Source organism: Halopseudomonas salina (genome assembly GCF_008641105.1).
Genome location: NZ_VTTI01000014.1, coordinates 24,439 through 45,311, shown reverse-complemented (window position 1 = coordinate 45,311; position 20,873 = coordinate 24,439). Strand labels below are relative to the sequence as shown.

General features: G+C 60.0%; 25 protein-coding genes. 7 read left to right on the top strand and 18 right to left on the bottom strand.

The features are described from left to right. Positions 1–17: 17 nt before the first annotated feature. The 15 genes from FZF01_RS17720 to FZF01_RS17650 all read right to left on the bottom strand — a co-directional run bounded on the left by FZF01_RS17720 (position 18) and on the right by FZF01_RS17650 (position 12,554). Positions 18–872, bottom strand: a complete 855-nt coding sequence (locus FZF01_RS17720; protein ID WP_150279332.1) for a helical backbone metal receptor — start codon at positions 870–872, stop codon at positions 18–20. Beyond that, entirely contained in the window at positions 872–1,297 is a 426-nt protein-coding gene (locus FZF01_RS17715) for an MFS transporter (protein ID WP_150279331.1), read from the bottom strand. The genes FZF01_RS17720 and FZF01_RS17715 overlap by 1 nt, the downstream gene beginning before the upstream one ends. Beyond that, positions 1,297–1,908 carry a GTP cyclohydrolase II gene (ribA, locus tag FZF01_RS17710; protein ID WP_150279330.1) on the bottom strand — a complete coding sequence of 204 codons (612 nt, stop codon included), beginning with the start codon at positions 1,906–1,908 and terminating at the stop codon, positions 1,297–1,299. Before ribA ends, FZF01_RS17715 begins: the two co-directional genes overlap by 1 nt. A gap of 117 nt (positions 1,909–2,025) precedes the next feature. Further along, positions 2,026–2,679 carry a retropepsin-like aspartic protease family protein gene (locus FZF01_RS17705; protein WP_150279329.1) on the bottom strand — a complete coding sequence of 218 codons (654 nt, stop codon included), beginning with the start codon at positions 2,677–2,679 and terminating at the stop codon, positions 2,026–2,028. 23 nt (positions 2,680–2,702) lie between these two features. Next, on the bottom strand, positions 2,703–3,188 hold the full coding sequence (locus FZF01_RS17700) for a phosphatidylglycerophosphatase A family protein (protein WP_150279328.1): 486 nt from the start codon (positions 3,186–3,188) through the stop codon (positions 2,703–2,705). Then, a complete protein-coding gene (thiL, locus tag FZF01_RS17695; protein ID WP_188434492.1) occupies positions 3,181–4,173 on the bottom strand; it encodes a thiamine-phosphate kinase in 993 nt (330 codons plus the stop codon). Before thiL ends, FZF01_RS17700 begins: the two co-directional genes overlap by 8 nt. Positions 4,174–4,204: 31 nt before the next feature. Then, positions 4,205–4,684, bottom strand: a complete 480-nt coding sequence (gene nusB / locus FZF01_RS17690) for a transcription antitermination factor NusB (protein WP_150279326.1) — start codon at positions 4,682–4,684, stop codon at positions 4,205–4,207. Continuing rightward, positions 4,681–5,160: a 6,7-dimethyl-8-ribityllumazine synthase gene (ribH, locus tag FZF01_RS17685; protein WP_150279325.1), complete on the bottom strand. Its 480-nt coding sequence runs from the start codon at positions 5,158–5,160 to the stop codon at positions 4,681–4,683. Before ribH ends, nusB begins: the two co-directional genes overlap by 4 nt. A 58-nt stretch (positions 5,161–5,218) precedes the next feature. Further along, positions 5,219–6,313: a bifunctional 3,4-dihydroxy-2-butanone-4-phosphate synthase/GTP cyclohydrolase II gene (gene ribBA, locus FZF01_RS17680; RefSeq protein WP_150279324.1), complete on the bottom strand. Its 1,095-nt coding sequence runs from the start codon at positions 6,311–6,313 to the stop codon at positions 5,219–5,221. 82 nt (positions 6,314–6,395) lie between these two features. Next, positions 6,396–7,061: a riboflavin synthase gene (locus FZF01_RS17675; protein WP_150279323.1), complete on the bottom strand. Its 666-nt coding sequence runs from the start codon at positions 7,059–7,061 to the stop codon at positions 6,396–6,398. Positions 7,062–7,089: 28 nt separating this feature from the next. After that, entirely contained in the window at positions 7,090–8,352 is a 1,263-nt protein-coding gene (gene nhaD, locus FZF01_RS17670) for a sodium:proton antiporter NhaD (RefSeq protein WP_150279322.1), read from the bottom strand. Positions 8,353–8,364: 12 nt separating this feature from the next. After that, the gene (gene ribD / locus FZF01_RS17665) at positions 8,365–9,498 is read right to left on the bottom strand and encodes a bifunctional diaminohydroxyphosphoribosylaminopyrimidine deaminase/5-amino-6-(5-phosphoribosylamino)uracil reductase RibD (RefSeq protein ID WP_223825555.1); all 1,134 of its coding nucleotides are present in this window, start codon (positions 9,496–9,498) and stop codon (positions 8,365–8,367) included. Then, on the bottom strand, positions 9,491–9,964 hold the full coding sequence (gene nrdR / locus FZF01_RS17660) for a transcriptional regulator NrdR (protein ID WP_150279321.1): 474 nt from the start codon (positions 9,962–9,964) through the stop codon (positions 9,491–9,493). The genes ribD and nrdR overlap by 8 nt, the downstream gene beginning before the upstream one ends. A 119-nt stretch (positions 9,965–10,083) precedes the next feature. Then, the gene (locus tag FZF01_RS17655) at positions 10,084–11,568 is read right to left on the bottom strand and encodes an AMP-binding protein (RefSeq protein WP_150279320.1); all 1,485 of its coding nucleotides are present in this window, start codon (positions 11,566–11,568) and stop codon (positions 10,084–10,086) included. Beyond that, positions 11,565–12,554, bottom strand: a complete 990-nt coding sequence (locus FZF01_RS17650; protein ID WP_150279319.1) for an NAD(P)H-dependent flavin oxidoreductase — start codon at positions 12,552–12,554, stop codon at positions 11,565–11,567. Before FZF01_RS17650 ends, FZF01_RS17655 begins: the two co-directional genes overlap by 4 nt. Before the next feature lie 129 nt (positions 12,555–12,683). Between FZF01_RS17650 and FZF01_RS17645 the strand changes: the two genes are divergently transcribed. From FZF01_RS17645 to FZF01_RS17615, 7 genes are all read left to right on the top strand, one after another. Continuing rightward, positions 12,684–13,592, top strand: coding sequence for a LysR family transcriptional regulator (locus FZF01_RS17645; protein WP_150279318.1), 909 nt, complete (start codon positions 12,684–12,686; stop codon positions 13,590–13,592). A gap of 58 nt (positions 13,593–13,650) precedes the next feature. After that, the gene (locus FZF01_RS17640) at positions 13,651–14,310 is read left to right on the top strand and encodes a class I SAM-dependent methyltransferase (protein WP_150279317.1); all 660 of its coding nucleotides are present in this window, start codon (positions 13,651–13,653) and stop codon (positions 14,308–14,310) included. Between the two features lie 24 nt (positions 14,311–14,334). Beyond that, a complete protein-coding gene (trxA, locus tag FZF01_RS17635; protein ID WP_223825557.1) occupies positions 14,335–15,270 on the top strand; it encodes a thioredoxin in 936 nt (311 codons plus the stop codon). Between the two features lie 88 nt (positions 15,271–15,358). Continuing rightward, entirely contained in the window at positions 15,359–16,015 is a 657-nt protein-coding gene (locus tag FZF01_RS17630; protein WP_150279315.1) for a DUF2796 domain-containing protein, read from the top strand. Between the two features lie 81 nt (positions 16,016–16,096). Beyond that, complete coding sequence (locus FZF01_RS17625) at positions 16,097–16,810, top strand: ATP-binding cassette domain-containing protein (RefSeq protein WP_150279314.1); 714 nt, start codon at positions 16,097–16,099, stop codon at positions 16,808–16,810. Next, on the top strand, positions 16,810–18,072 hold the full coding sequence (locus tag FZF01_RS17620) for an ABC transporter permease (RefSeq protein ID WP_150279313.1): 1,263 nt from the start codon (positions 16,810–16,812) through the stop codon (positions 18,070–18,072). The genes FZF01_RS17625 and FZF01_RS17620 overlap by 1 nt, the downstream gene beginning before the upstream one ends. A gap of 29 nt (positions 18,073–18,101) precedes the next feature. Then, positions 18,102–18,623: a DUF3299 domain-containing protein gene (locus tag FZF01_RS17615; protein ID WP_150279312.1), complete on the top strand. Its 522-nt coding sequence runs from the start codon at positions 18,102–18,104 to the stop codon at positions 18,621–18,623. A gap of 42 nt (positions 18,624–18,665) precedes the next feature. Here FZF01_RS17615 and FZF01_RS17610 read toward each other — a convergent pair whose 3' ends face one another. From FZF01_RS17610 to FZF01_RS17600, 3 genes are read right to left on the bottom strand one after another with little or no spacing between them, the layout of a single operon-like run. Then, complete coding sequence (locus tag FZF01_RS17610) at positions 18,666–19,751, bottom strand: tetratricopeptide repeat protein (protein ID WP_150279311.1); 1,086 nt, start codon at positions 19,749–19,751, stop codon at positions 18,666–18,668. Beyond that, positions 19,751–20,446 carry an energy transducer TonB gene (locus FZF01_RS17605; RefSeq protein WP_150279310.1) on the bottom strand — a complete coding sequence of 232 codons (696 nt, stop codon included), beginning with the start codon at positions 20,444–20,446 and terminating at the stop codon, positions 19,751–19,753. The genes FZF01_RS17610 and FZF01_RS17605 overlap by 1 nt, the downstream gene beginning before the upstream one ends. Beyond that, complete coding sequence (locus FZF01_RS17600) at positions 20,446–20,868, bottom strand: ExbD/TolR family protein (protein ID WP_150279309.1); 423 nt, start codon at positions 20,866–20,868, stop codon at positions 20,446–20,448. The genes FZF01_RS17605 and FZF01_RS17600 overlap by 1 nt, the downstream gene beginning before the upstream one ends. Positions 20,869–20,873: the final 5 nt, after the last annotated feature.

Genomic DNA, 20,873 nt, shown 5'->3' with positions numbered 1-20,873 from the left:
TCATATCGATGCGGCAGCTAGTCCACTCTCGGTTTCAGCCGATACTCCGCTATCAAGCCGCATAACACCTCCAACCCCTCCAGCAGTGCCGGTGTCGGGCGTACCAGCGCATCACCATCCATGGATCTCAAACCCTCATGGCGTACCGCCCGCAATTGTGCAAACTGACGCCAGCGTTGCAGCCAGGGATTGGCCTGTGCCGGCTCGTCCGAGAAAGCTATGATCAGGTCAGGGTCGGTAGCGATCACACTTTCGCGTCCAACCTGGGGCGCAAGCACAGGCAGATCACCGAAGACATTGTGCGCACCACAATGACTCAGCGCGTCTCCCAGGAGCTGTTCATTGCTCACCGTGTAGAGAGGATCGTCCCATAACTGCACAAATACGCGTGGCGATTCAAGCGTCAGTGGGCGATGCAGGCGGGAGAGCGACAGCTCAAAATCGTGCGCCATCGCATCAGCTCGTTCAGACACGCCCAGTAGTCGTCCCAGCCCACGTGTCATGGTCGCAATGTCGGTGAGGCGCTGCGGGTCAAACCGCTCTACCCGCAGGCCCCAGCTCTCAAGCTGAGTCAGCAACTGGGCATCATTACCCGACGTCCAGGCCAGAACCAGATCAGGCTGCTCGGCGAGAATCAATTCTCGGGAAAGGGTCTGGTGACCGCCTACGCGCGCTACAGAATCGAGCTCTGCATCCAACAGACCGTCATCCAGTACGCCCACCAGGCGGTCAGACGCCTCAAGCTGGATAAGCATATCAGTGAGAAACGGCGCGAGGCTGACAATCCGCTGCACCTCAGAACCGGAGTCGCTAGCCTGTGCGCTGGTACTGGCCAACCATAGGCAAACCAGTGCAGCCAGCCAGCGTTGCATTACTTCACCCAGGCAGTGGGCGGGCGATAAAGCAGCATGACACCCATACTGGCGAGTACCAGCAGGGTCAGGGGAACAATTTCGGAGGTGCAGACGTAGTGCAGCATGCCGACCCAGGCGGGCAGTTTGGCATTCAACAGACCAAGCAACTGTTCACGGTGCAGCGTGACCCAGGCATCGGCTGCCTCGGGGGCTTCACCCAGACGATCCGCTTCGATCAACGCTGCCTTGTATCGGCGGAATCGCCACAGTGACAGGAACAACGTGGCCAGGCCCAGTATAAACAGACCTATCGCAGCGTCCTCCCACGCGCCGGGCTGGTCTTTCAAAAACCAGGCCAGCGCTATGGGCAAGCATAGCGTAACGATACTCTGCATCCGCCAGTTGCGCCGCAGGGCACGCCAGTGCTGGGTAGGGTCGAACATTATTCTTTCTCCGCCTGATGCATCTGCCCCAGCATATGGCCAAGCTTGCCGGCCTTGGTTGCCAGGTACTTGCTGTTATGGGGGTTCAGACCAAACTCCAGGGGCAAGCGCTCGGTTACTCTCAGGCCGTAACCCTCCAGAGCCTTGACCTTGCGCGGGTTATTGGTCAACAGACGCAGGCTGGATATGCCCAGATGCTTGAGCATTGGCTCACAAATCCCGTAGTCGCGCTGGTCTGCACCAAAGCCAAGCAATTCGTTGGCCTCGACCGTATCCGCACCACCGTCCTGCAGATGATAGGCCCTGACCTTGTTCATGAGACCAATGCCGCGCCCCTCCTGTCGCAAATACAACAGTGCTCCACGCCCCTCTTCAGCGATTGCCTGAAGTGCTGCCTCCAATTGGAAACCACAATCACAGCGCAGGCTGAACAGTGCGTCGCCTGTCAGACATTCGGAATGCAGGCGGCCCAACACAGGATTACCATCGGCGACATCACCCATGGTCAATACAACGTGCTCCTTGCCGGTCTCCGGCTCGAGAAAGCCGTGCATGGTGAAGGTGCCCCAGCGGGTCGGTAATTTGCATGACGCAACAAAGGTGACTGACACACCTGGCTCCTGTCCGGTTGTTGCCATAAAGGGCCGCTATCTTAGCAGGAGAACGGCAAAGCCGCGATGAATAGAGGTAGGGCGAATGTGACGTCATGTAGCCGCCGGCCCTAAATGTCAGTGACGGCTCTCCAGAAGCAGAGTTTCGCCGTTATCGATCATGCGTATCCTGCTCAGATAACTGTTACCCAGCAACACCTCTGTAGGGTAGGCGCCCTCTAGCACCACCCCTTCGACATTGGTCAGCTCGATATCCCCTACCTTGACTCTGTCCAGCATTACCCGGAAGCCCTGCACCTGGGAGCTGGCGGTATTCGCCATTATCGGCACACCGACCAAACGGAAATCAATCCCCAGTCGTTCGGCCTGAAAGGAGTTCATCGCCACGCTCGTGGCACCGGTATCAAGCATGAACTGTACGTTCTGACCATTGATTGAGCCGACGGTACGAAAATGGCCTCCCCCAGTACGGCCTATGGTTACCTGCTTGCGCTCCACAGCGGCAAAGCCTTCCGTGTAATCGCGCTGCAGGGCGAGCTGACGTGTTTGCCCGTTGATCCTCACTGTTGCAGTACGGCTGTCTGCCGCAAGTAATTCGACACCTTGCGGCCCCGGCTTGCCGATTCGCAACATGTGCCGCTGCCCGTCGATGTTGACCACTGCCGCACCGGAAAACAGACCAACGACCCTGACGCGCGGTTCGGCGCTCGCCGCACCGGCTGCCAGACCCAGGGCCAGGACCAGACAGGCAATGACTTCTTTCCTTAGCATCGGCGTTCTCCTTGAAACCCTATTCAGATCAGTTGCTCAACCACCAGCAAAACCGCCAGTGCCATCAGTCCTGCAAGAATATCGTCCAGCATGATGCCCAGGCCGCCATGCACCTTGCGGTCCACCCAGCCGATCGGCCAGGGTTTGAGAATATCGAAGAAACGAAAGAGTACAAAGCCACCAAGCAGCCACAGCCAGCCCGGAGGCGCGAGCAGCATGGTCAGCCAATAACCGACAAACTCATCCCAGACAATACCTCCGTGGTCGTGCACCCCCAGATCCCTGGCAGTGCGCCCGCAAAGCCAGATACCCACCAGAGCGCTGACTACAAGCACCAGGAGATAACCGGTAAAAGGCAGGTGTTGCCACAGGGGCACGAATGGCACTGCCGCCAAGGTACCCCAGGTACCCGGCGCCCGTCGCACTGCACCACTGCCAAACCCGAAGGCCAGAAAGTGCACGGGATTACGCCAAACCGATGCGGGCGCGTGAGTTGAGCCTTCAATCATTACTTTTCCTCTGAAAATGCTGGTAACCGGCGGGCTGCACCTTTTCTTTCAACTCCTGACCGTCATCCAGCCATATACCGCTGCCAACCACGGCTTCGCCGATCACGGTCACATCAAAGCCCTGGGAAGCCCACACTTCGAGGCAGCGGATACTGGCAACCGGCAAGGTAAATAACAACACATAATCGTCGCCGCCGCCCAGCATCCATTCCATTCGCTGCGCCTCCGGCCAGGCTTGCAGTGCAGCAGAACAGGGCAGGTCGGCGAGGCGAATATGCAGCGCTACGCCGCTGGCCTCCGCCAGATGACGGGCGTCTGCAATCAGTCCATCAGACACATCAAGACCCGCACTGGCTACCCCGGCGAGCTCCAGTCCGAGCTCACACTGGGCCAGGGGACGCCAGAAGCGCTGAAAAAGGTAATCCCGCGCAGCATCACTCACAGAAGAAGGCATGCTTTCACCCAGAACCACAGCCAGGCCACCACCGCCGTCGCCCAGTGGGCCGCCGACACAAAGCAGGTCACCGGGTTGGGCATCACCACGGCGCACCACATTCCGCGGCCGCACTTCTCCCAATACGGTAACGTTTATATTGAGTGGCCCCCGGGTGGTATCACCCCCAATCAAGCTGATGCGATGATCGCGAGCCGCATCGGTAAGGCCCTGGGCAAAACTCTGCAGCCAGGTCTCGTCCACCTCGGGTAATGTCAGCGCCAATGTGAAGCTCAGCGGCCTGGCCCCCATAGCAGCCAGGTCACTGACTGCCGCAGCCAGGGCTCGGTAAGCAAGGTTTGCAGGGATGTAGTCAGGGGGGAAATGCGTGCCAAGTACAACGGTGTCGGTGGAGACCACCAGCTGCTTGTCAGGTGCCATGCTGATCAAGGCGGCGTCGTCACCAATGCCGAGGGTGACATGTTCCGAACCACCGGCATTTCCCAGCTCCATGCTACGAAAATACCGGCCAATCAGTTCAAACTCACCCAGCGACATGGCTGCGGCCTTTTACAGATGGCTATCAACGCCCCCGGCGGGACGCGTTGACCTCAACACTGCGCAGGCTGGGAGCCAGCTTGTCGAGAATGCCATTGACGTATTTGTGACCATCGGTGGCGCCGAATATCTTTGCCAGTTCGATACCTTCATTGATCACTACTTTATAGGGCACATCGATCCGGTGCACCAGCTCGTATACGCCAAGCCGCAAAATGGCCATTTCGATCGGATCAAGCTCACGCACCGGACGGTCCAGGACGCTGGCCAAATGCTCATCGAGCTCGGTCAGATTGCGGCCAACGCCGGTCAGCAGTTCGTGAAAATAGGCGCCATCAACTTTGGCAAAATCATTGTCGGCGCGATATTGGGCCTCAATATCCGACAGCGGCAAGTCTGCCACCTGCCAGCCGTAAAGTGCCTGGACGGCAAGACTGCGGGCCTTGCGGCGAGCCGACGCCTTGGGCCGGCCAGCACTGGCCGGCTGCTGGTCTGACTCGCTCACTTGGCCTCCAACTGCTTGAACAGGCTGACCATTTCAACAGCAGACATCGCCGCTTCAGCACCCTTGTTACCCGCTTTGGTGCCGGAGCGCTCAATGGCCTGCTCGATGCTGTCAACGGTGAGCACGCCGAAAGCGACCGGAATACCGTACTCAAGCGACAGACTGCCAATGCCCTTGACGCACTCGCCAGCCACGTATTCAAAATGCGGCGTACCGCCACGGATAACAGCGCCAAGAGTGACAATGGCGTCGAACTGCTTGGTTTCGGCGACCTTCTTCACCACCAGGGGGATCTCGAACGCACCGGGGGCCCGCACGATGGTAATGTCTGCTTCTTTTACGCCGTGGCGCTTGAGCGCATCGATTGCACCGGACAGCAGGCTTTCCACGACAAAACTGTTGAAGCGACCGACAACCAGAGCGTAGCGGCCCTGCACGGATACGAAATCGCCTTCGATGGTACGTATAGCTGACATGTTATCTCTCTCTTAAAGAACCGGCTGCGCACCAGGCGCAGTCGTGGATCGGGTGCGTTTATTCGCAGGGCAAATATTCTACTACTTCCAGGTCGAACCCGGATATGGCATTGAACTTCATCGGCTTGGACAGCAGCCGCATCTTGCGTACCCCCAGATCCCGTAGAATCTGCGATCCCGCCCCTACCGTATTGTAGGTAGTGGGTTCACGCTCGGGCGTATCGGTACCTGCCAGCTGATTGACATGATGCAGTAATTCGTCGGCGCCCATCTGGTTACCCAGCAACAGTACAACCCCATGACCCTCTTCGGCGAGTTTGCCCATGGCGGCGCGCAGGCTCCAGCGACCCGGCTGACTGACCATGAACAGATCGCGCAGCGGGTCCATATTATGCACGCGCACCAGGGTCGGCTCTTCCGGCTCCAGCTTGCCCAGGGTCAGCGCCAGGTGCACGGCACCTTCCAGGCTATCCCGGTAGGTCACCAGATTGAAGCTGCCCAGTTCGGTTTCCAGCGGCTGTTCGGATATGCGCTTGACCGTCCGCTCATTGAGCAGACGGTAGTGAATCAGATCTGCGATCGTTCCTATCTTCAGGTTGTGCTCGCGGGCGAAGGCCTCAAGCTGAGGACGGCGCGACATGCTGCCGTCGTCGTTCATAATTTCGCAGATCACGCCAGACTCGCCAAACCCGGCCATGCGCGCCAGATCGCAGGCAGCCTCGGTGTGTCCGGCGCGCGCCAGTACGCCACCCGGCTGAGCCATCAGCGGAAAAATGTGACCCGGGCTGACGATATCATCGGCGATGGCACCCGGTGCAGCAGCAGCCTGCACCGTACGCGCGCGATCTGCTGCGGAAATACCGGTACTGACACCCACCGCGGCCTCGATGGAAACGGTGAACTTGGTACCAAAGCCCGAGTTATTGCGCTGCACCATCAACGGCAGGTTCAGGCGCTCGCAGTGCTCGAGACTCATCGGCATGCAAATCAGGCCGCGGCCGTAGCGGGCCATGAAGTTGATATGCTCGGCCTGACACGCCTGGCCCGCCATGATCAGATCGCCTTCGTTTTCGCGGTCCTCGTCATCCATCAGAATGACCATCTTGCCGGCGCGAATGTCTTCCAGCAGTTCTTCTACAGTATTAAGTTTCATGCGGCCCTCCCGGGCTCCTTGTTCTGTACTTGAAAGTTCAGTACCAGAAAGTTCGGCACTTGAAAGTTCACGGCCTGAGAGTTCAGGATTTCAGGTAGCCGTTTTCAGCGAGAAAAGACATGCTCAGGCCACTGTCGCCGCCTGATTCCGCCGCCTTGTCGCCCAGTAGCAGACGCTCCAGATAACGGGCAATCAGGTCGACTTCCAGATTCACCGGACTGCCGGCTTGATACTCACCCATAACGGTTTGCTGCATGGTGTGCGGTACGATATTAAGGTCAAAGATGGCGCCATCGACAGCGTTGACGGTCAAGCTGGTGCCATCAACGGTGATCGAGCCCTTTTCGGCGATATAGCGCGCCAGTGCTGCAGGCGCCTCGATACGAAAGTGCCAGGACCGGGCGTCTTCTTTCAATGAAAGAACCTTGCCCACACCGTCCACATGGCCGCTGACCAAGTGCCCACCAAGTCTCGAAGAGGGCGTCAGCGCCTTCTCCAGATTGACCCGGCTGCCTTCCTTGAGACGCGAAAGCGCGGTGCGCCGGATGGTTTCCTGGCTGACGTCCGCCCAGAAGCCGTCACCGGGCAGCTCCACCGCTGTCAGACAAACGCCATTGACCGCAATGCTGTCACCCAGTTTGACGTCGTCCAGGTCGAGACCTGCCGTTTTCACATACAGCCGGACGTCGCCGCCCCGGGGCTGCATACTCTGGATCTGACCAACCGCTTCGATGATGCCTGTGAACATGTAAGTGCCTCTTTGACAGGGGTGCAGTCTACTCGCCACCAACCAGCAGACCCAACCCGTAAACCGAGATATAACCGAAGACAAAGGCCGCAAACAGCAACCCGAAACTGCGCATGTAGGTCAGAAAGGTCAACCCGGGCAGCTTGCTCATCGCTACTATCCCGGCAGCGGACCCGATTATAAGCAATGAACCACCAACTCCGACAGCATAAGTCAGTCCCATCCACTCGGCGGTGCTCATCTGCAGATCGGCTTTAAGCAGGGCTGCAGTCAGCGGCACGTTATCGATCAGCGCCGACAGAATACCCATCAGAAGGTTGGCAAATAGCACCGGCATGAGGTCGTAAAGCGCCGTCAGGCCTTGCAGCACACCAATAAACTGCAACATGCCGACTAGCAGCAACACTCCCAGGAAGAACAACAATGTCTCGAACTCGATCGCTCTCACGTACTCGAGAATCGGGTCGTTTTCGATATCTTCGTTGAAAAACCGTGCAATCAAAAACATCAGCGCAAGACCGGTGAGAAAGGTCAGAACCGGCGGGATCGAGTACAGCAGGCTGCCCAGAATGGTACCTACAATGGTCAGCAAGAACAGAAGACCGATCACCTGATCGACTCCCCGCAGCGGTTGCAACGCGGCCTTTTCGATCACCACTTCATCCTTCAGACCGACGGACAGCAATGCCGCGAGCAGGAGTACCGCCAGAAAAGCAGGGCCGCTGAGCATCAACAAATGGGTGATCTCGACCTTGTCGGCGAGGAAGATCATCAGCGTGGTGACGTCACCCGTGATCATGGCCACTCCGCCGGAGTTGACCGCGAACACAACCAGCGTTGCGAATCTCAGGGTCTTGCGCAGCTCCATCTTGAGACTCAGGACCAGCGCGACTGACACCAGGGTGGCAGTGATGTTGTCGGCGATCGAGGAAAACACGAAGCAGAACAGCCCTGTCAGAAATAACAGTTTGCGCTCCGTCACCCGCCCTGGCAGTACGCTGTAGATGATGTTCTCGATCAAGCCCTTCTTGTTCAGATAGGCAACGAACGTCATGGTTGCCAGCAGGAACAACCAGAGGCCGGCGATATCGGTAATGTTATGACTCAGAGCGGCATGTACCCGCTCGCGGAAGGCATCGTCGGGCGCAGCGATAAACAGCACCATCCACGCCAGCGCGCCGAAAAACAGTACTACTTTTGCCTTGTTGACGTGAATCAGCTCTTCAAAAACCACACCCAGAAACGCTACCACTGCCATCAGAATCAGCAACCACTGAACTGCCATATGCATGATGCGACACTCTCAGAAAGGAAAAACCGGTCGCGCCGTGATTCGCCAATCACGGCCGACAGCCCGCATGTCGGTCACATCGAGTTGCATGGCCTGGGCCATACTGTCGAAGGGCAGTTCCAACAAGGGTCGCGCCAGGCTGCCCAGCAGCCTTGGCGCCATATACACCACCAACTCATCAACCAGACCTGCCCGCAGGAAAGCGCCAGTCAGTTTGGCTCCGCTCTCAACCAACACCTCATTGCAGCCACGCGAGGCCAGCAACTGTAGCAGTGCATCGAGATCCACCTGCTGTCCACCCGCGTCGGCAAGGGCGATCAGCTCCGCACCCGCCGCACGGTAATCAGCCTCTGGCAGCTCATCCAAACGGCAGGCTACCAGTACCGGCCCGTCCTGCTGAAAAAGCCGACCACTGAGCGGTACGCGCAAGCTGCCATCGACCAAAACCCGCAAAGGCTGCCGCTCGGTGGCCGCCTTTGCCTCCGCTTCAGGCAAGCCCAACTGCGCGCTACGTACCGTCAACGCCGAATCATCCAGCAATACCGCATCGGCCCCGGAGACCACCGCGCTGCTGCGCGCGCGCAGGCGCTGCACATCAGCACGAGCCTCGGGGCCGGTAATCCACTGACTTTCGCCGCTGGCCATGGCGGTGCGGCCATCCATGCTCATTGCCAATTTGAGCCGCACATAGGGCAACCCGGTCTGCATGCGCTTGACGAAGCCGGGATTCAACGCCGCGGCTTCTGATTCCAGCACGCCGCAATCGACTTGCACGTCTGCTGCGCGAAGGCGTTCAAGGCCACGCCCGGCAACGAGCGGATTGGGGTCTTGCATTGCCGCCACCACGCGTACAACGCCGGCAGCAATCAAAGCATCAGCGCAAGGCGGGGTACGCCCGGTGTGACTGCAGGGTTCGAGCGTGACATAAGCCGTTGCCCCACGGGCCTCTTCGCCCGCCTGAGCCAGAGCGTTGACCTCGGCGTGTCCCTCTCCGGCACGCACATGCCAACCCTCTCCCACAATCCGGTCCTCACGCACCAGCACGCAACCGACGCGGGGATTGGGATCGGTGCTATAGAGGCCCTTCGCTGCCAGCTGCAGCGCCCGGGCCATCATGCGCCGGTCGCTGATCGCCTGATCAGGCATCGGGCTCGTCCTTGTCCCGCCGCGACAGGCGCTCGATTTCCTCACGGAACTGGTTCAAGTCCTGAAAGCGCCGGTAAACCGAGGCAAAGCGGATATAGGCCACTTCATCGAGTTGCTTGAGCTCGTTCATGACCATTTCACCGACCACCAGCGCCTGCACTTCGCGCTCACCGGTGGCGCGCAGACGATGCTTGATATGGCCGATAGCCGCCTCGATCTGCTCCACGCTCACGGGACGTTTTTCCAGGGCGCGCTGCATACCGGCACGCAATTTTTCTTCATCAAAGGGTTGGCGACGACCGTCGCCCTTGATAACGCGAGGCAGAACCAGCTCGGCGGTCTCGAAGGTGGTGAAGCGCTCCTGGCAGGCCAGACATTCACGCCGCCGACGCACCTGGTCACCCTCGGCCACCAGCCGAGAGTCGATCACCTTGGTGTCATGGGCGCCACAGAATGGACAGTGCATAGAAGATTCCCGGGAGGATAAAAAGCGTTCACATCTTACTCTTGTCCAGGCCCCGATAAAAATGCCTCTTTACATTTCACCGCAAGAAAGACCCTGCAAAGACCAGCACATGGCGCCGCTCAACTCGGGGCAAAGCGCTCGCGCAAGAGTCGCTTGGCCACCTTGCCGTTATCATCGCGCGGCAGAGTGTCGACCAGCTCGACACGACGCGGCACCTTATAACCTGCCAGCCGGTCGCGCACATGCTGCTGCACCTGCTCAACACTCAGCGCACCGGGGGCCGCTGCCACCACGGCAAGCAGTGACTCACCGTATTCGCTGTCCGGCAACCCGACCACCGCGCAATCGATCACGCCAGGCAGGGTGATCAATACATGCTCGATCTCGGCGGGATAAATATTCACCCCGCCGGAAATCACCATGTCGGATTTGCGGTCGCAGATATAGAGATAGCCGTCTTCATCCAGATAACCGATATCACCGACGGTGACCAGGTCACCCAGGCCGGCGCCAAGGCGCGCGGCCTCATTATTCAGATAGGTGAAATCCGGCACCGCGGGTTGGCGGACGTAGATGATACCGGGCTCGCCCACAGCGCAGTCGTCGCCCTGCTCGTCAACAATGCGTATGCGGGTATCACCGATCGGACGACCCACGCTGCCGGGCTTACGCCGTGCGGAAGCGGGATCCTGGATTGTGATCATGCCGGTTTCACTGGAGGCGTAGGTTTCGTGGATCACCGGCCCCCACCAGTCGAGCATTGCCTGTTTCACCTCCGGCGCGCAGGGCGCCCCCGTGGAGGCAACAAAGCGCACCGACGACAGATCGTAGCGCGCCTTGACCTCTTCTGGCAGACGCAGCAGGCGGACGTACATGATCGGGACAAGAAACACTGTATCGATACGGTGCAGCTCGATCAGCGCCAGGGTCTGTTCAGCATCAAAGCGCGGCATCAACACCATCAGGTCGGCTTGCAGAATCGACTGCTGAGCAAAGGAGCTGGGCGCGCTGTGATACAACGGAGCCGACACCAGCGTGCTTACGCCAGGCACGATGCCCCAGGCCTCGCGGGACAGGTCACGCATTGCAGCTGCCATCGCCTCGCGCTGCTCCGGCGCCGGGGCCAAGCGCTTGACCCCCTTGGGTCTGCCGGTGGTGCCGGAGGTGTAGGCCATGTGCGCACGGGGCGTGCGCGGCTCGCCGGAGTACGGGCTCTGCTCCGCCAGCCAGGATTCGTAGCCATGCTCATTGATCGTGGTATGGCCTTCGCTGCCATTGACCAGCACCACCAGGCCCTCGGGAATGACGCCCCTGATGTCCTCCAGCAGATCTGCCTCGACCAGCAGCACCCTGGCCCCTGAATCCTGCAACAGAAAGCCGACTTCGGCAGCCTTGAAGTGCCAGTTGATGGGGCAATAGAAACACCCAGCGGTCTGGCAACTGAGGATGGCGTCGACAAACGCCGAACCGTTGCGCAGCATCACCGCGATCACGTCGCCGTCGTCTACCCCCAGCCGCGCCAGCCCGCCGGCAAGCTTCAGGGCTCGCCGGGCAACCTCATCTCCACTGCGCTCCAGATCGGCGCAGACCAGGCGTGCGGTCATGCCTTGGTTCCGTAGGGGGCCGTGATCTGCTGCATGCGCGCCTGGGCGCTGGCGTATTCCTGCTCCAGCTGGCTGACCGCTTCGGCGGTCGAGGTGATGGCAGCAATGCTGCCAACGCCCTGGCCGGCGCCCCAAATGTCCCTCCATGCCTTGCTCTTGTTGCTGCCGCCGGAGCCGAACTTCATGCTGCTCTTGTCGCCCTCGGGCAGGTTGTTGGGGTCCATGCCGGCATTCTGGATACTGGGCTTGAGATAGTTGCCGTGCACGCCGGTGAACAGGTTGCTGTAGACGATGTCATCCGCGGTGGTATCGACCAGCATCTGCTTGTAGGCCGCATCGGCATTGGCCTCATGGGTGGCGATAAAGCGGGTACCCATATAGGCCAGGTCGGCGCCCATGGCCTGCGCTGCCAGAATCTGCTCACCCTTGGAGATCGAGCCGGAGAGGATGATCGGGCCGTCATAGAAGGCGCGAATTTCAGAGACCAGCGCAAAGGGGCTGAGCTGGCCGGCATGACCACCCGCGCCAGCACAGACCAGGATCAGGCCGTCGACACCCGCCTCGATAGCCTTCTTGGCGTGTTTGACGTTGATCACATCATGAAATACCAGGCCGCCGTAGCTGTGAATCGGCTCCACCACGTCATTGGGCGCACGCAGGCTGGTGATGATGATCGGCACCTTGTACTTCACGCACATTTCCACATCGTGCTGCAGGCGGTCATTGCTGCTGTGCACGATCTGGTTCACCGCAAAGGGCGCGACCACGGCATCGGGGTTCTCCTGCTTGTACTGCTCAAGCTCGCTGGTGATGCGTTTGAGCCAGACTTCCAGCTCCTCGGCGGGACGAGCGTTCAGGGCCGGAAAGGAGCCGACAACACCCGCCTTGCACTGGGCGATCACCAGGTCCGGGTTGGAAATGATAAACAGGGGCGAGCAGATGACGGGCAGCTTCAGTGAATGCTGCAGCACACGGGGTAGACTCATTGTTGTTCTCCTTGGACGGGCACTGGAAGGTCAGGACCATAAAATACGATGTATTGACTATAAGAGGCGGCCGTTTGATCTACAATGCTCCGCAACAAGTCCAAACTGTTTACCAAATGACGACAATCAATGGATATCAAATCCCTGCAGTGCCTGTGCGCCGTTGTTGAAACCGGCAGCATGAGCGGCGCGGCGCGGCGTCTGGGCACGTCCCGTTCGCATATCAGCCGGCGACTCAAGGCACTGGAACAGGACCTGCAACTGCAGCTGTTCCGGCGTACCACCCGCCGAGTCGAGCCGACCCAGATCGGCTGGGCGCTGTATGAGCACGCCGCCCGCATCAGCCAGGAGCTGGGCGCCCTGCAGGCCACGGTCGATGACCTCGGCAAGAACCTGCGCGGGCATATCCGCCTGAGCGCACCGGTAGCCCTCGGCCAGCAGGTCGTCGGCCCACTGCTGCTCGAGTTTGCCCGCCTGTATCCGGAGGTCAGCCTGCAGCTGACCTTCAGCAACCGCATCTTCGATCTTGTCGCCGCCGAAATCGATGTGGCCATCCGTGTCACCTCGACGCCCCCCGATGCCCTGGTCGCAAGGGACCTGGGGCCGGTCGACTGGGCGCTGTGCGCCAGCCCCGAGTATCTCGACAGGCAGGGCACCCCGCAGACCCCGGATGACCTGTTGGAGCTGGACATGCTGAGTGTCAACCTGCCCGATCAACGCCTGCCGCTGGAACTCAGCGACGGACGCCAGACCCGTACGCTGGCATTACGTCCTCGGCTGCAGACCGAAGACATGCTGTTTATCAAACGAGCCGCACTGGCCGGCCTCGGTTGCGCGTTGTTGCCGCTATACAGTGTCCGCAAAGAACTGGCGGACGGGGCGCTGGCGCATATCCTGCCGCAGTACCAGGCTCGGGTCAGGGCCTGGGGGGACCACCTGTACCTGCTGACTGCGCCCAATCTGTACCCGACGCTTGCCACCCGGGCGCTGATCGAATACCTGCAGAATCACCTGCACACCTCCCTTTACAGCAGCTGATATTCGCCGTGGGCGCCAGCAGCGCTACAATGCTCCCCCTTGTTCAGGACCCAGTCCCATGAATCTAGCTGCATTGCAGGCCGAGTTACGCCGGACTCTGCCCCACGCCCGCCTCGTTGCCAGTGATCTGCCCGGTGTGCCAGAACTGCGTTTATGGTTGCTGGACCCGGACAACCTGGATCAGGCCTTTTCCAGCGAGGAGACCCGCCGAATCCTGGAAGATCCGCCCTATTGGGGGTTCTGCTGGGGCAGCGGTCTGGCTCTGGCGCGCTGGATCCTTGATCATCCTGAGGTGGTACGCGGCAAACGGATACTGGACTTCGGGTCAGGGTCCGGCGTGGTAGCCCTGGCCTGTAGCCTGGCCGGAGCCACAAGCAGCATTGCCTGCGATCTGGACCCACAGGCACGGCTGGCCTGTCAGCTGAACGCCGAACTCAACGCCCTGCCATTGAACTACGCGGGAGATTTTTTCACCCAGAGCGACCCGGTGGATCTGATTGTCGCCGCCGACGTACTCTATGACGCCGACAACCGATTTTTTCTCGACCTGTTTGTGCAGCGGGCCGACGCCGTATTGCTGGCCGACTCGCGGGTACGTGATCTGCGGCATCCCGGGTACCGCCGTGATTGCATACTTGAGGGCCGTACCTGGCCGGATCTGGGTGAACCGGCCGAATTTCGCCAGGTCAGCCTGTATCGTGCAACGACCGGTGCTTGATTTTGCATTGGCCATCCCCCATATCTGCACACAACTGCACAGCAACCCACTCTTCAGACCACCAGCCGGATACCGCCCATGAGCGCCTCACCCCATATCTTTGATGTCACCGAAGCGACGTTCGATCGCTACGTACTGGAAAACTCCTTTCACAAGCCCGTGCTGGTGGATTTCTGGGCCGAATGGTGCGCTCCCTGCAAGGCATTGATGCCGGTACTCGCCGCCATTACCGACAGCTATGCCGGTGAGCTGCTGATGGCCAAGGTCGACTGCGACCAGCAACCCGGACTGAGCGAGCGCTTCGGCATTCGCAGCTTGCCCACGGTGGTGTTATTCAAGGATGGCCAGCCCGTCGATGGCTTTGCCGGCATTCAGCCGGAAAGCGCTATCCGGGCGATCATCGAGCCTCATCTGGGCGCCGTGCCCGAGGAGGCCCCAGAACCCGAAGCAGACCTGGCGAGCGTAGCTGCCGCGCTTCTCGAGGAGGGCCACGCGGCGCAGGCAATCGCGCTGCTGCAGCCGGCCATAAGCGAGCACCCTGAAGATCCTTTGCTGGTTCTGCTAGGTCGAGCATTGGCACTGGATGGTCAGTTGGACGCAGCCGAGCAGATACTCGAAGCAGTCAAAGACAAGGACGCACACAAGGCAGCCCTGACTGGAATACGGGCCCAGGTAACCTTTCTGCGCCAGGCCACGGGTTTGCCGCCACGCATCGAGCTAGAGCAGCGCCTGGAAGAGAACAGCAATGACAGTGAAGCCACCTATCAACTGGCACTTGTCGATTTGTCGCAGCGACGCCACGAGGAAGCTCTTGCCGCCCTGCTGGCACTGTTCCAGCGTGACCGTGGTTACGCCGATGGAAGCCCCCACCGGACATTGCTGGATGTATTCAACGCCCTTGGCAGCGAGCACCCGCTGACCATCCAGTACCGACGCAAGCTCTATCAGGCGCTGTATTGAAGCTGGCGGGGCGGAATTCCGGAGAAAGCTGGCAGGCCTGATTCTTATGTTATAGGATAACATCCTATCAACATATTGGAGATTGCCCATGCGCCATACTCTTTTGCTGGTTGGCGGACTACTAAGTTCGCTGACCTTTGCCATTCAGGCCAACAGCCATAACGCTGATCACAAACATGAGCATGGGCACAGCGAGGCAAACACTGCGAGTCTGGAATCCCATGAGCATGGTGTAGCAAGCCTCAACCTGGTACTGGAAGGCCAGAACCTGGTCCTCGAGCTCGCAAGCCCTGCTGCCAATATTGTCGGCTTTGAGTATATGCCCACCCGCAGCGAAGACCTTGCCAGGGTGACACAGGCGCGCCAGCGCCTTGAACAGGCACAGACCCTGTTCATATTTTCTGAAGCCGCCGGTTGCTTGCTGGAAGAGGCTGAAGCCGAGAGCGCCCTGTTCGCGGCCATGGTAGCTGAGGGCGATGATCATCATGCCGCCCATGAGGGCGGACACCACGATGATCATGCAGAACATCACGAGCATGGCGACCATGGCGACACCGAAAGCGCTCACGCGGATATCAACGCTCACTTTCATTTCGTCTGTGCCAACCCCGACGCACTCAAGCAAATTGACGTCAAGCTGTTCGACGCGTTCCCCGGTACCGAAAAACTCCTGTTACAGGCCATCACGCCCACGGGCCAACAGGGCGGCGAGCTAACACCAGAACAAAACGTCATACACCTGTGAAGGCGCGGTTGCGAGCGGATCGGATATACTCGAGACGCTCGCAATTGCAGCTTCCGACTCTCCAATTAATCAGATACCCCCATGCAGCCAGTCCTGATCCAGCTAGATGCCGTGACCTTCGCCTGGCCCGGCCAGCCGCGCTTACTGGACATACACAGTTTCGCTCTTTACCGCGGGGAGCGGGTATTTCTCAAGGGACCATCGGGTAGCGGCAAGACCACGCTGCTGGGCTTGCTCGGTGGCGTGCTGTTGCCAGACAGCGGAAGCATAAGACTCCTGGAAAAAAGCCTTCCCGAGCTTTCGGCGGCCGCACGAGACCGCTTTCGTGCAGACCACACCGGCTACATATTCCAGATGTTCAATCTGTTGCCTTACCTCTCGCTGGTTGAGAACGTAACCCTGCCCTGTCGCTTCTCGGCAGTGCGCCGTGAGCGGGCGCTCGCCCGCAGCGCCAGCCTGGAGCAGGCAGCACTGGATCTGCTTGCCGGCCTGGGGCTCTCCGATCCGCAATTGCTGCGTCGGTCCGTTACCGAGCTGTCGATAGGCCAGCAGCAACGGGTAGCGGCAGCCCGGGCCCTGATCGGCAATCCGGAACTGGTGATTGCCGACGAACCCACTTCAGCCCTGGATACGGACAGTCGGGAAGCCTTTCTGCGCTTATTGTTCGCTGAATGTGAACGCGGCGGTAGCAGCTTGCTGTTCGTCAGCCATGACTCATCCCTAGAACCGCTATTTGATCGGGCGCTCTCGCTGAAGGACATAAACCGCGCAGCCACTAGCCGAGAGGTGCTCTGATGTATCTATTGCGCCTGGCAATAAAGAGTCTGGCCAACCGTCGATTTTCCGCCATCCTGACGGTATTGGCGATTGCCCTCAGTGTGACCTTGCTACTGGCCGTGGAAAAGGTTCGAACGGAGGCGCGGGCCAGTTTCACCAGTACCATTTCTGGTACAGACCTGATCGTCGGCGCCCGCTCCGGCTCGGTCCAACTGCTCCTGTATTCGGTTTTTCGTATCGGCAACGCTACCAATAACATTCGCTGGGACAGCTACCAGCAGGTCGCCGAGCACCCCAGGGTAGCCTGGGCCATACCGATTTCCCTGGGCGACTCGCACCGCGGCTTTCGGGTCATGGGCACCAGCGCCAGCTATTTCGAGCACTATCGGCACGGGCGTGATCAGGCACTCGAGATGGCCCGTGGAGCACCTTTCAACGATCTATATGATGCCGTGCTGGGTGCGGACGTGGCGCGGGAATTGGGCTATGCGCTCAATAGTGAGCTGGTGCTGGCCCATGGCACCGGCTCTGTGAGTTTTGTAGATCACGGCGACAAACCCTTCCGCGTCAGCGGCATACTACGCAAGACCGGCACCCCGGTAGACCGCACCATCCATATCAGCCTGCAGGGCATGGAAGCGCTGCACGTGGACTGGCAACAGGGCATGCCCGCACGGGGCGCCGCAAGTGTTAGCGCGGAACAGGCCCGGGAAATGGACCTGACACCCAAGGCAATAACCGCAGTATTACTTGGCCTGACAAGCCGCATCAGTACCTTTGCAGTACAAAGAGACATCAACCAGTTTGGCGGCGAACCCCTGCAGGCAGTCCTCCCCGGTGTCGCGTTGCAGGAGTTGTGGAGCCTGCTGGGCATGGCCGAAAAAGCCCTGTTCATCGTTTCCCTGTTTGTCGTTCTGACCGGTCTGGTGGGGATGCTGACAGCCATTCTCAGCAGCCTGAACGAGCGCCGCCGCGAGATGGCCATTCTGCGCTCCGTTGGAGCAAAACCGCGACATGTGTTCAGTCTTCTGTTGCTTGAGGCCGCCAGCCTGGCCCTGGCCGGGATCGTGCTCGGCCTCGGCCTGATGTATCTGTGTCTGTGGCTCGCCCAACCCTTGATTCTTTCACGCTATGGGCTGTTCATCGCCATCACCCCTCCGGGGCTCTATGAATGGGCGCTGCTCAGCGCTATTCTGGCAGCCAGCATTCTCATGGGCAGCGTGCCAGCCTGGCGTGCCTACCGGCAGTCGCTGGCTGATGGTCTTTCGATCCGCACCTGACTTTAGATCCAAACCTCACGGGGTACTGCATGCGTTATCTTGCCGCCTTTACTGCTGTCTGCGCACTGTCGCTCGGCGCCCTCCCCGCTATCGCGGTGGAAGAGCTGAGCTGGGGCGACCTGGTGCCGCCGGATGCGCTTGGGTTAGGCGACATGCAGCAACCAACCCATGATCTTTCCTCGCTCGCCGACACCCTGAGTGAAGAGGAGTTCGGCGATCCGGCCGTGCAGATGCAACCCTCCGCTCCGGTCGTCGCCACTCTTGACGGCCGGGAAGTGAAACTGCCTGGATATATTGTGCCGCTAGGTATCAATGCCGACGGCACCGTTAGCGAATTTCTGTTGGTGCCCTACTTCGGCGCCTGCATTCATGTGCCCCCGCCGCCTTCCAACCAGATTGTCCATGTGCAAAGCGCCAAGGGTATTGAACTGGCAGCGCTGTACCAGCCGTTCTGGGTCACCGGGGCCATGCAGGTAGAGCATGTGGAAAGTGACCTGGCCAACGCCGGCTACCGTATCGCCGATGCGAATGTAGAGCCGTATAGCTACTAAGCGGGTTGTGCTTGCAAACCAGTGCCCGACAGCACGCAGTCGTCAACCCTGATCCATCACCCGACGAGCATAATCTGCCCATTGATCGATCGTTTGCCGCTGCGCGGCTGACGCGGTTGTACGGGCCTGTGCGAGGCTTTCCAGCAAGTCTGGCCATTGCCCGCGTTCAAGCTGTATTGACGCAACACGCATCCAATGGTCGGACTGGCCAGTGCGCCGGGCCAGAGCTTCCCAGGACGCTTGTGCGCGATCATGATCGCGCGCCTGCTGCCAGAGCTGCGCTAATCGCTCGTTACGGTTGCGGCTGGGCGCCAGGAGCTCTTGCTGCATCAGTACCTCCAGCAATCTTGCCGCTTGCCATGGCGCTCCAGCCGCAACCTGCAGGGACACCAGGTTTTCCAGGTCAGTGTCGCTGAGACGGATCCCACCCTCATAGGCAAGACGCAGGGTTGCTGCTGCATCGACCTGCCGCCGATCGAGGCTTTGCACACCCGCCAACTGCCGCCAGGCCTGTGCATTGCCTGGGTCCCGGCGCAGTAATACGCGAAACCACTTCTCCGCTGCCTGGTAACGCTGAAGCCGATAATTCATACCGGCCAGCAACTGATACCAGACCACGTCGACACCCGGGTCGGCCAGGACTACCTGCTCAGCCAATGGGATGGCCTTGCTATAGCGTTCCAGACGATTGTACAGCTGCACCAGTAACTGACGCGTTTCCAGCGGCAAGGTACCGGAGGCCAATTCCGACTCCAGCAGACTGACCGCTTCAGCATCCTGGCCAGCCTGCGCCAGCAGCTGGGCCAGATTGCGCCGATCCTGGCTGGCCGCCTGTGCCTCAAGCTGATTATGGGCAAGCGCCTTGCGGAGCCAGTCGATGGCCTCGGCATTACGCTGGGCTTCGATCGCCAGATAACCCAGCCGCTGCTCGAGTAGCGCGCGCTCCAAGGTGCGGTTTTCAGTTTGCGCTAAAGCAGATTCGAGGCGGCTGCGCGCCACCGCCAGATCCCCAGCCTGTTGCGCCCCAAGCGCGCTACTCAACGCCTGAAAAACGGCCGGCTCAATCGTTTGCTGAGCCTGGACATGCCAACTGACGAGTACGGCGAGAACGCACAGTAGTCTGCGCATCAGCGCCTCCCTTCCAGTCGGAAATGCAGAGTCTTGGTCGCCTCTCGAGCGACCGGTTGACCATTCTCCCTACGGGGCGCAAACCGCCAGCGGCTAGCCGCCCGGCGAGCCTCACGCTCGAACACCCCCGCAGGACTGGCGTCAGTTACCCGCAAATTCTCCACCCGACCTTCCGCCGTGATTGTGAATGCCAGCTTTACCTGTCCCTCGATGCCCGCGGCGACCGCCCGCCTTGGATAGTTTGGGGGTATATCGACCAGCGGAGTAACTTCTTCCGACAGGGAGGGCGCGGCAGCTGCTGCGGGTGCTGGCGCTGCATCCGCTGTCGGACTCGGTGCGGGCGCCACTTGCGCGGCACTGAGCCCTGCCAGCGTGGGCGCGCTGCTGAGCTGAATCGAAGTCGGCAGGCTAGGAATAGTGATGTCCAGCCTCACCTCCGGTGCAGGCTGAGGTTGCGCGGTTATCGGTTGAGCTTGGGGAACCGGCTCAGGTGGCTGGGGCCGTTCGGGCGCCTCACGCTGCTGCCTTTGCCGGCTTTCGCTGGTCGTATCGCCTACCGCGCGCACAAAGCTCACCCGCGCGAGCTCTTCCTCCGCCAGAGTGTCGTCACGCGGCGGCATGACCAGGATCACCATCAATGCAAACAGCACCAGGGCGACCAGCAAGGCTCCGGCAAAGCTCAGCAGCAGCCGCATCAGCGTCCCCCGGGCGCCGCAGCAGTTGCCGCGAGCGCCACATCCTGCACGCCGGCCAGACGGACCTGGTCCATTACCTGAATGACCAGCCCGCTGCGCGAATCCCGGTCGGCCTGGACCACCACGGTGCTGTCAGGCTGATCTACCAGCATACGCTCAACCGCTGCACGCACCGCTCGCACATCAACCTGCTGCTGGTCGATCCAGATTTCACCATCCGGACTGACGGCGATCAGAATATTGCCCTTGGGCTGCTCTGCGGCAGAGTCCGCCGAGGGGCTCTGCACAGTGATTCCCGACTCCTTGATAAAGGAGCTGGTGACAATAAAGAAAATCAGCATGATAAAAACGATGTCGAGCATCGGCGTCATATCGATACCGGCTTCTTCATCGCTACCTGCGTGGTGTCTGCGCATGCGCATCTAGT

Excerpts from the sequence above, each read along its gene's own strand:
- FZF01_RS17720 (WP_150279332.1), bottom strand. The coding sequence starts at position 872 with ATGCAACGCTGGCTGGCTGCACTGGTTTGCCTATGGTTGGCCAGTACC.
- FZF01_RS17715 (WP_150279331.1), bottom strand. The coding sequence starts at position 1,297 with ATGTTCGACCCTACCCAGCACTGGCGTGCCCTGCGGCGCAACTGGCGG.
- FZF01_RS17705 (WP_150279329.1), bottom strand. The coding sequence starts at position 2,679 with ATGCTAAGGAAAGAAGTCATTGCCTGTCTGGTCCTGGCCCTGGGTCTG.
- FZF01_RS17700 (WP_150279328.1), bottom strand. The coding sequence starts at position 3,188 with ATGATTGAAGGCTCAACTCACGCGCCCGCATCGGTTTGGCGTAATCCC.
- ribH (WP_150279325.1), bottom strand. The coding sequence starts at position 5,160 with ATGTCAGCTATACGTACCATCGAAGGCGATTTCGTATCCGTGCAGGGC.
- ribBA (WP_150279324.1), bottom strand. The coding sequence starts at position 6,313 with ATGAAACTTAATACTGTAGAAGAACTGCTGGAAGACATTCGCGCCGGC.
- FZF01_RS17675 (WP_150279323.1), bottom strand. The coding sequence starts at position 7,061 with ATGTTCACAGGCATCATCGAAGCGGTTGGTCAGATCCAGAGTATGCAG.
- nhaD (WP_150279322.1), bottom strand. The coding sequence starts at position 8,352 with ATGCATATGGCAGTTCAGTGGTTGCTGATTCTGATGGCAGTGGTAGCG.
- ribD (WP_223825555.1), bottom strand. The coding sequence starts at position 9,498 with ATGCCTGATCAGGCGATCAGCGACCGGCGCATGATGGCCCGGGCGCTG.
- nrdR (WP_150279321.1), bottom strand. The coding sequence starts at position 9,964 with ATGCACTGTCCATTCTGTGGCGCCCATGACACCAAGGTGATCGACTCT.
- FZF01_RS17655 (WP_150279320.1), bottom strand. The coding sequence starts at position 11,568 with ATGACCGCACGCCTGGTCTGCGCCGATCTGGAGCGCAGTGGAGATGAG.
- FZF01_RS17650 (WP_150279319.1), bottom strand. The coding sequence starts at position 12,554 with ATGAGTCTACCCCGTGTGCTGCAGCATTCACTGAAGCTGCCCGTCATC.
- FZF01_RS17645 (WP_150279318.1), top strand. The coding sequence starts at position 12,684 with ATGGATATCAAATCCCTGCAGTGCCTGTGCGCCGTTGTTGAAACCGGC.
- FZF01_RS17640 (WP_150279317.1), top strand. The coding sequence starts at position 13,651 with ATGAATCTAGCTGCATTGCAGGCCGAGTTACGCCGGACTCTGCCCCAC.
- FZF01_RS17630 (WP_150279315.1), top strand. The coding sequence starts at position 15,359 with ATGCGCCATACTCTTTTGCTGGTTGGCGGACTACTAAGTTCGCTGACC.
- FZF01_RS17625 (WP_150279314.1), top strand. The coding sequence starts at position 16,097 with ATGCAGCCAGTCCTGATCCAGCTAGATGCCGTGACCTTCGCCTGGCCC.
- FZF01_RS17620 (WP_150279313.1), top strand. The coding sequence starts at position 16,810 with ATGTATCTATTGCGCCTGGCAATAAAGAGTCTGGCCAACCGTCGATTT.
- FZF01_RS17615 (WP_150279312.1), top strand. The coding sequence starts at position 18,102 with ATGCGTTATCTTGCCGCCTTTACTGCTGTCTGCGCACTGTCGCTCGGC.
- FZF01_RS17610 (WP_150279311.1), bottom strand. The coding sequence starts at position 19,751 with ATGCGCAGACTACTGTGCGTTCTCGCCGTACTCGTCAGTTGGCATGTC.
- FZF01_RS17605 (WP_150279310.1), bottom strand. The coding sequence starts at position 20,446 with ATGCGGCTGCTGCTGAGCTTTGCCGGAGCCTTGCTGGTCGCCCTGGTG.
- FZF01_RS17600 (WP_150279309.1), bottom strand. The coding sequence starts at position 20,868 with ATGCGCATGCGCAGACACCACGCAGGTAGCGATGAAGAAGCCGGTATC.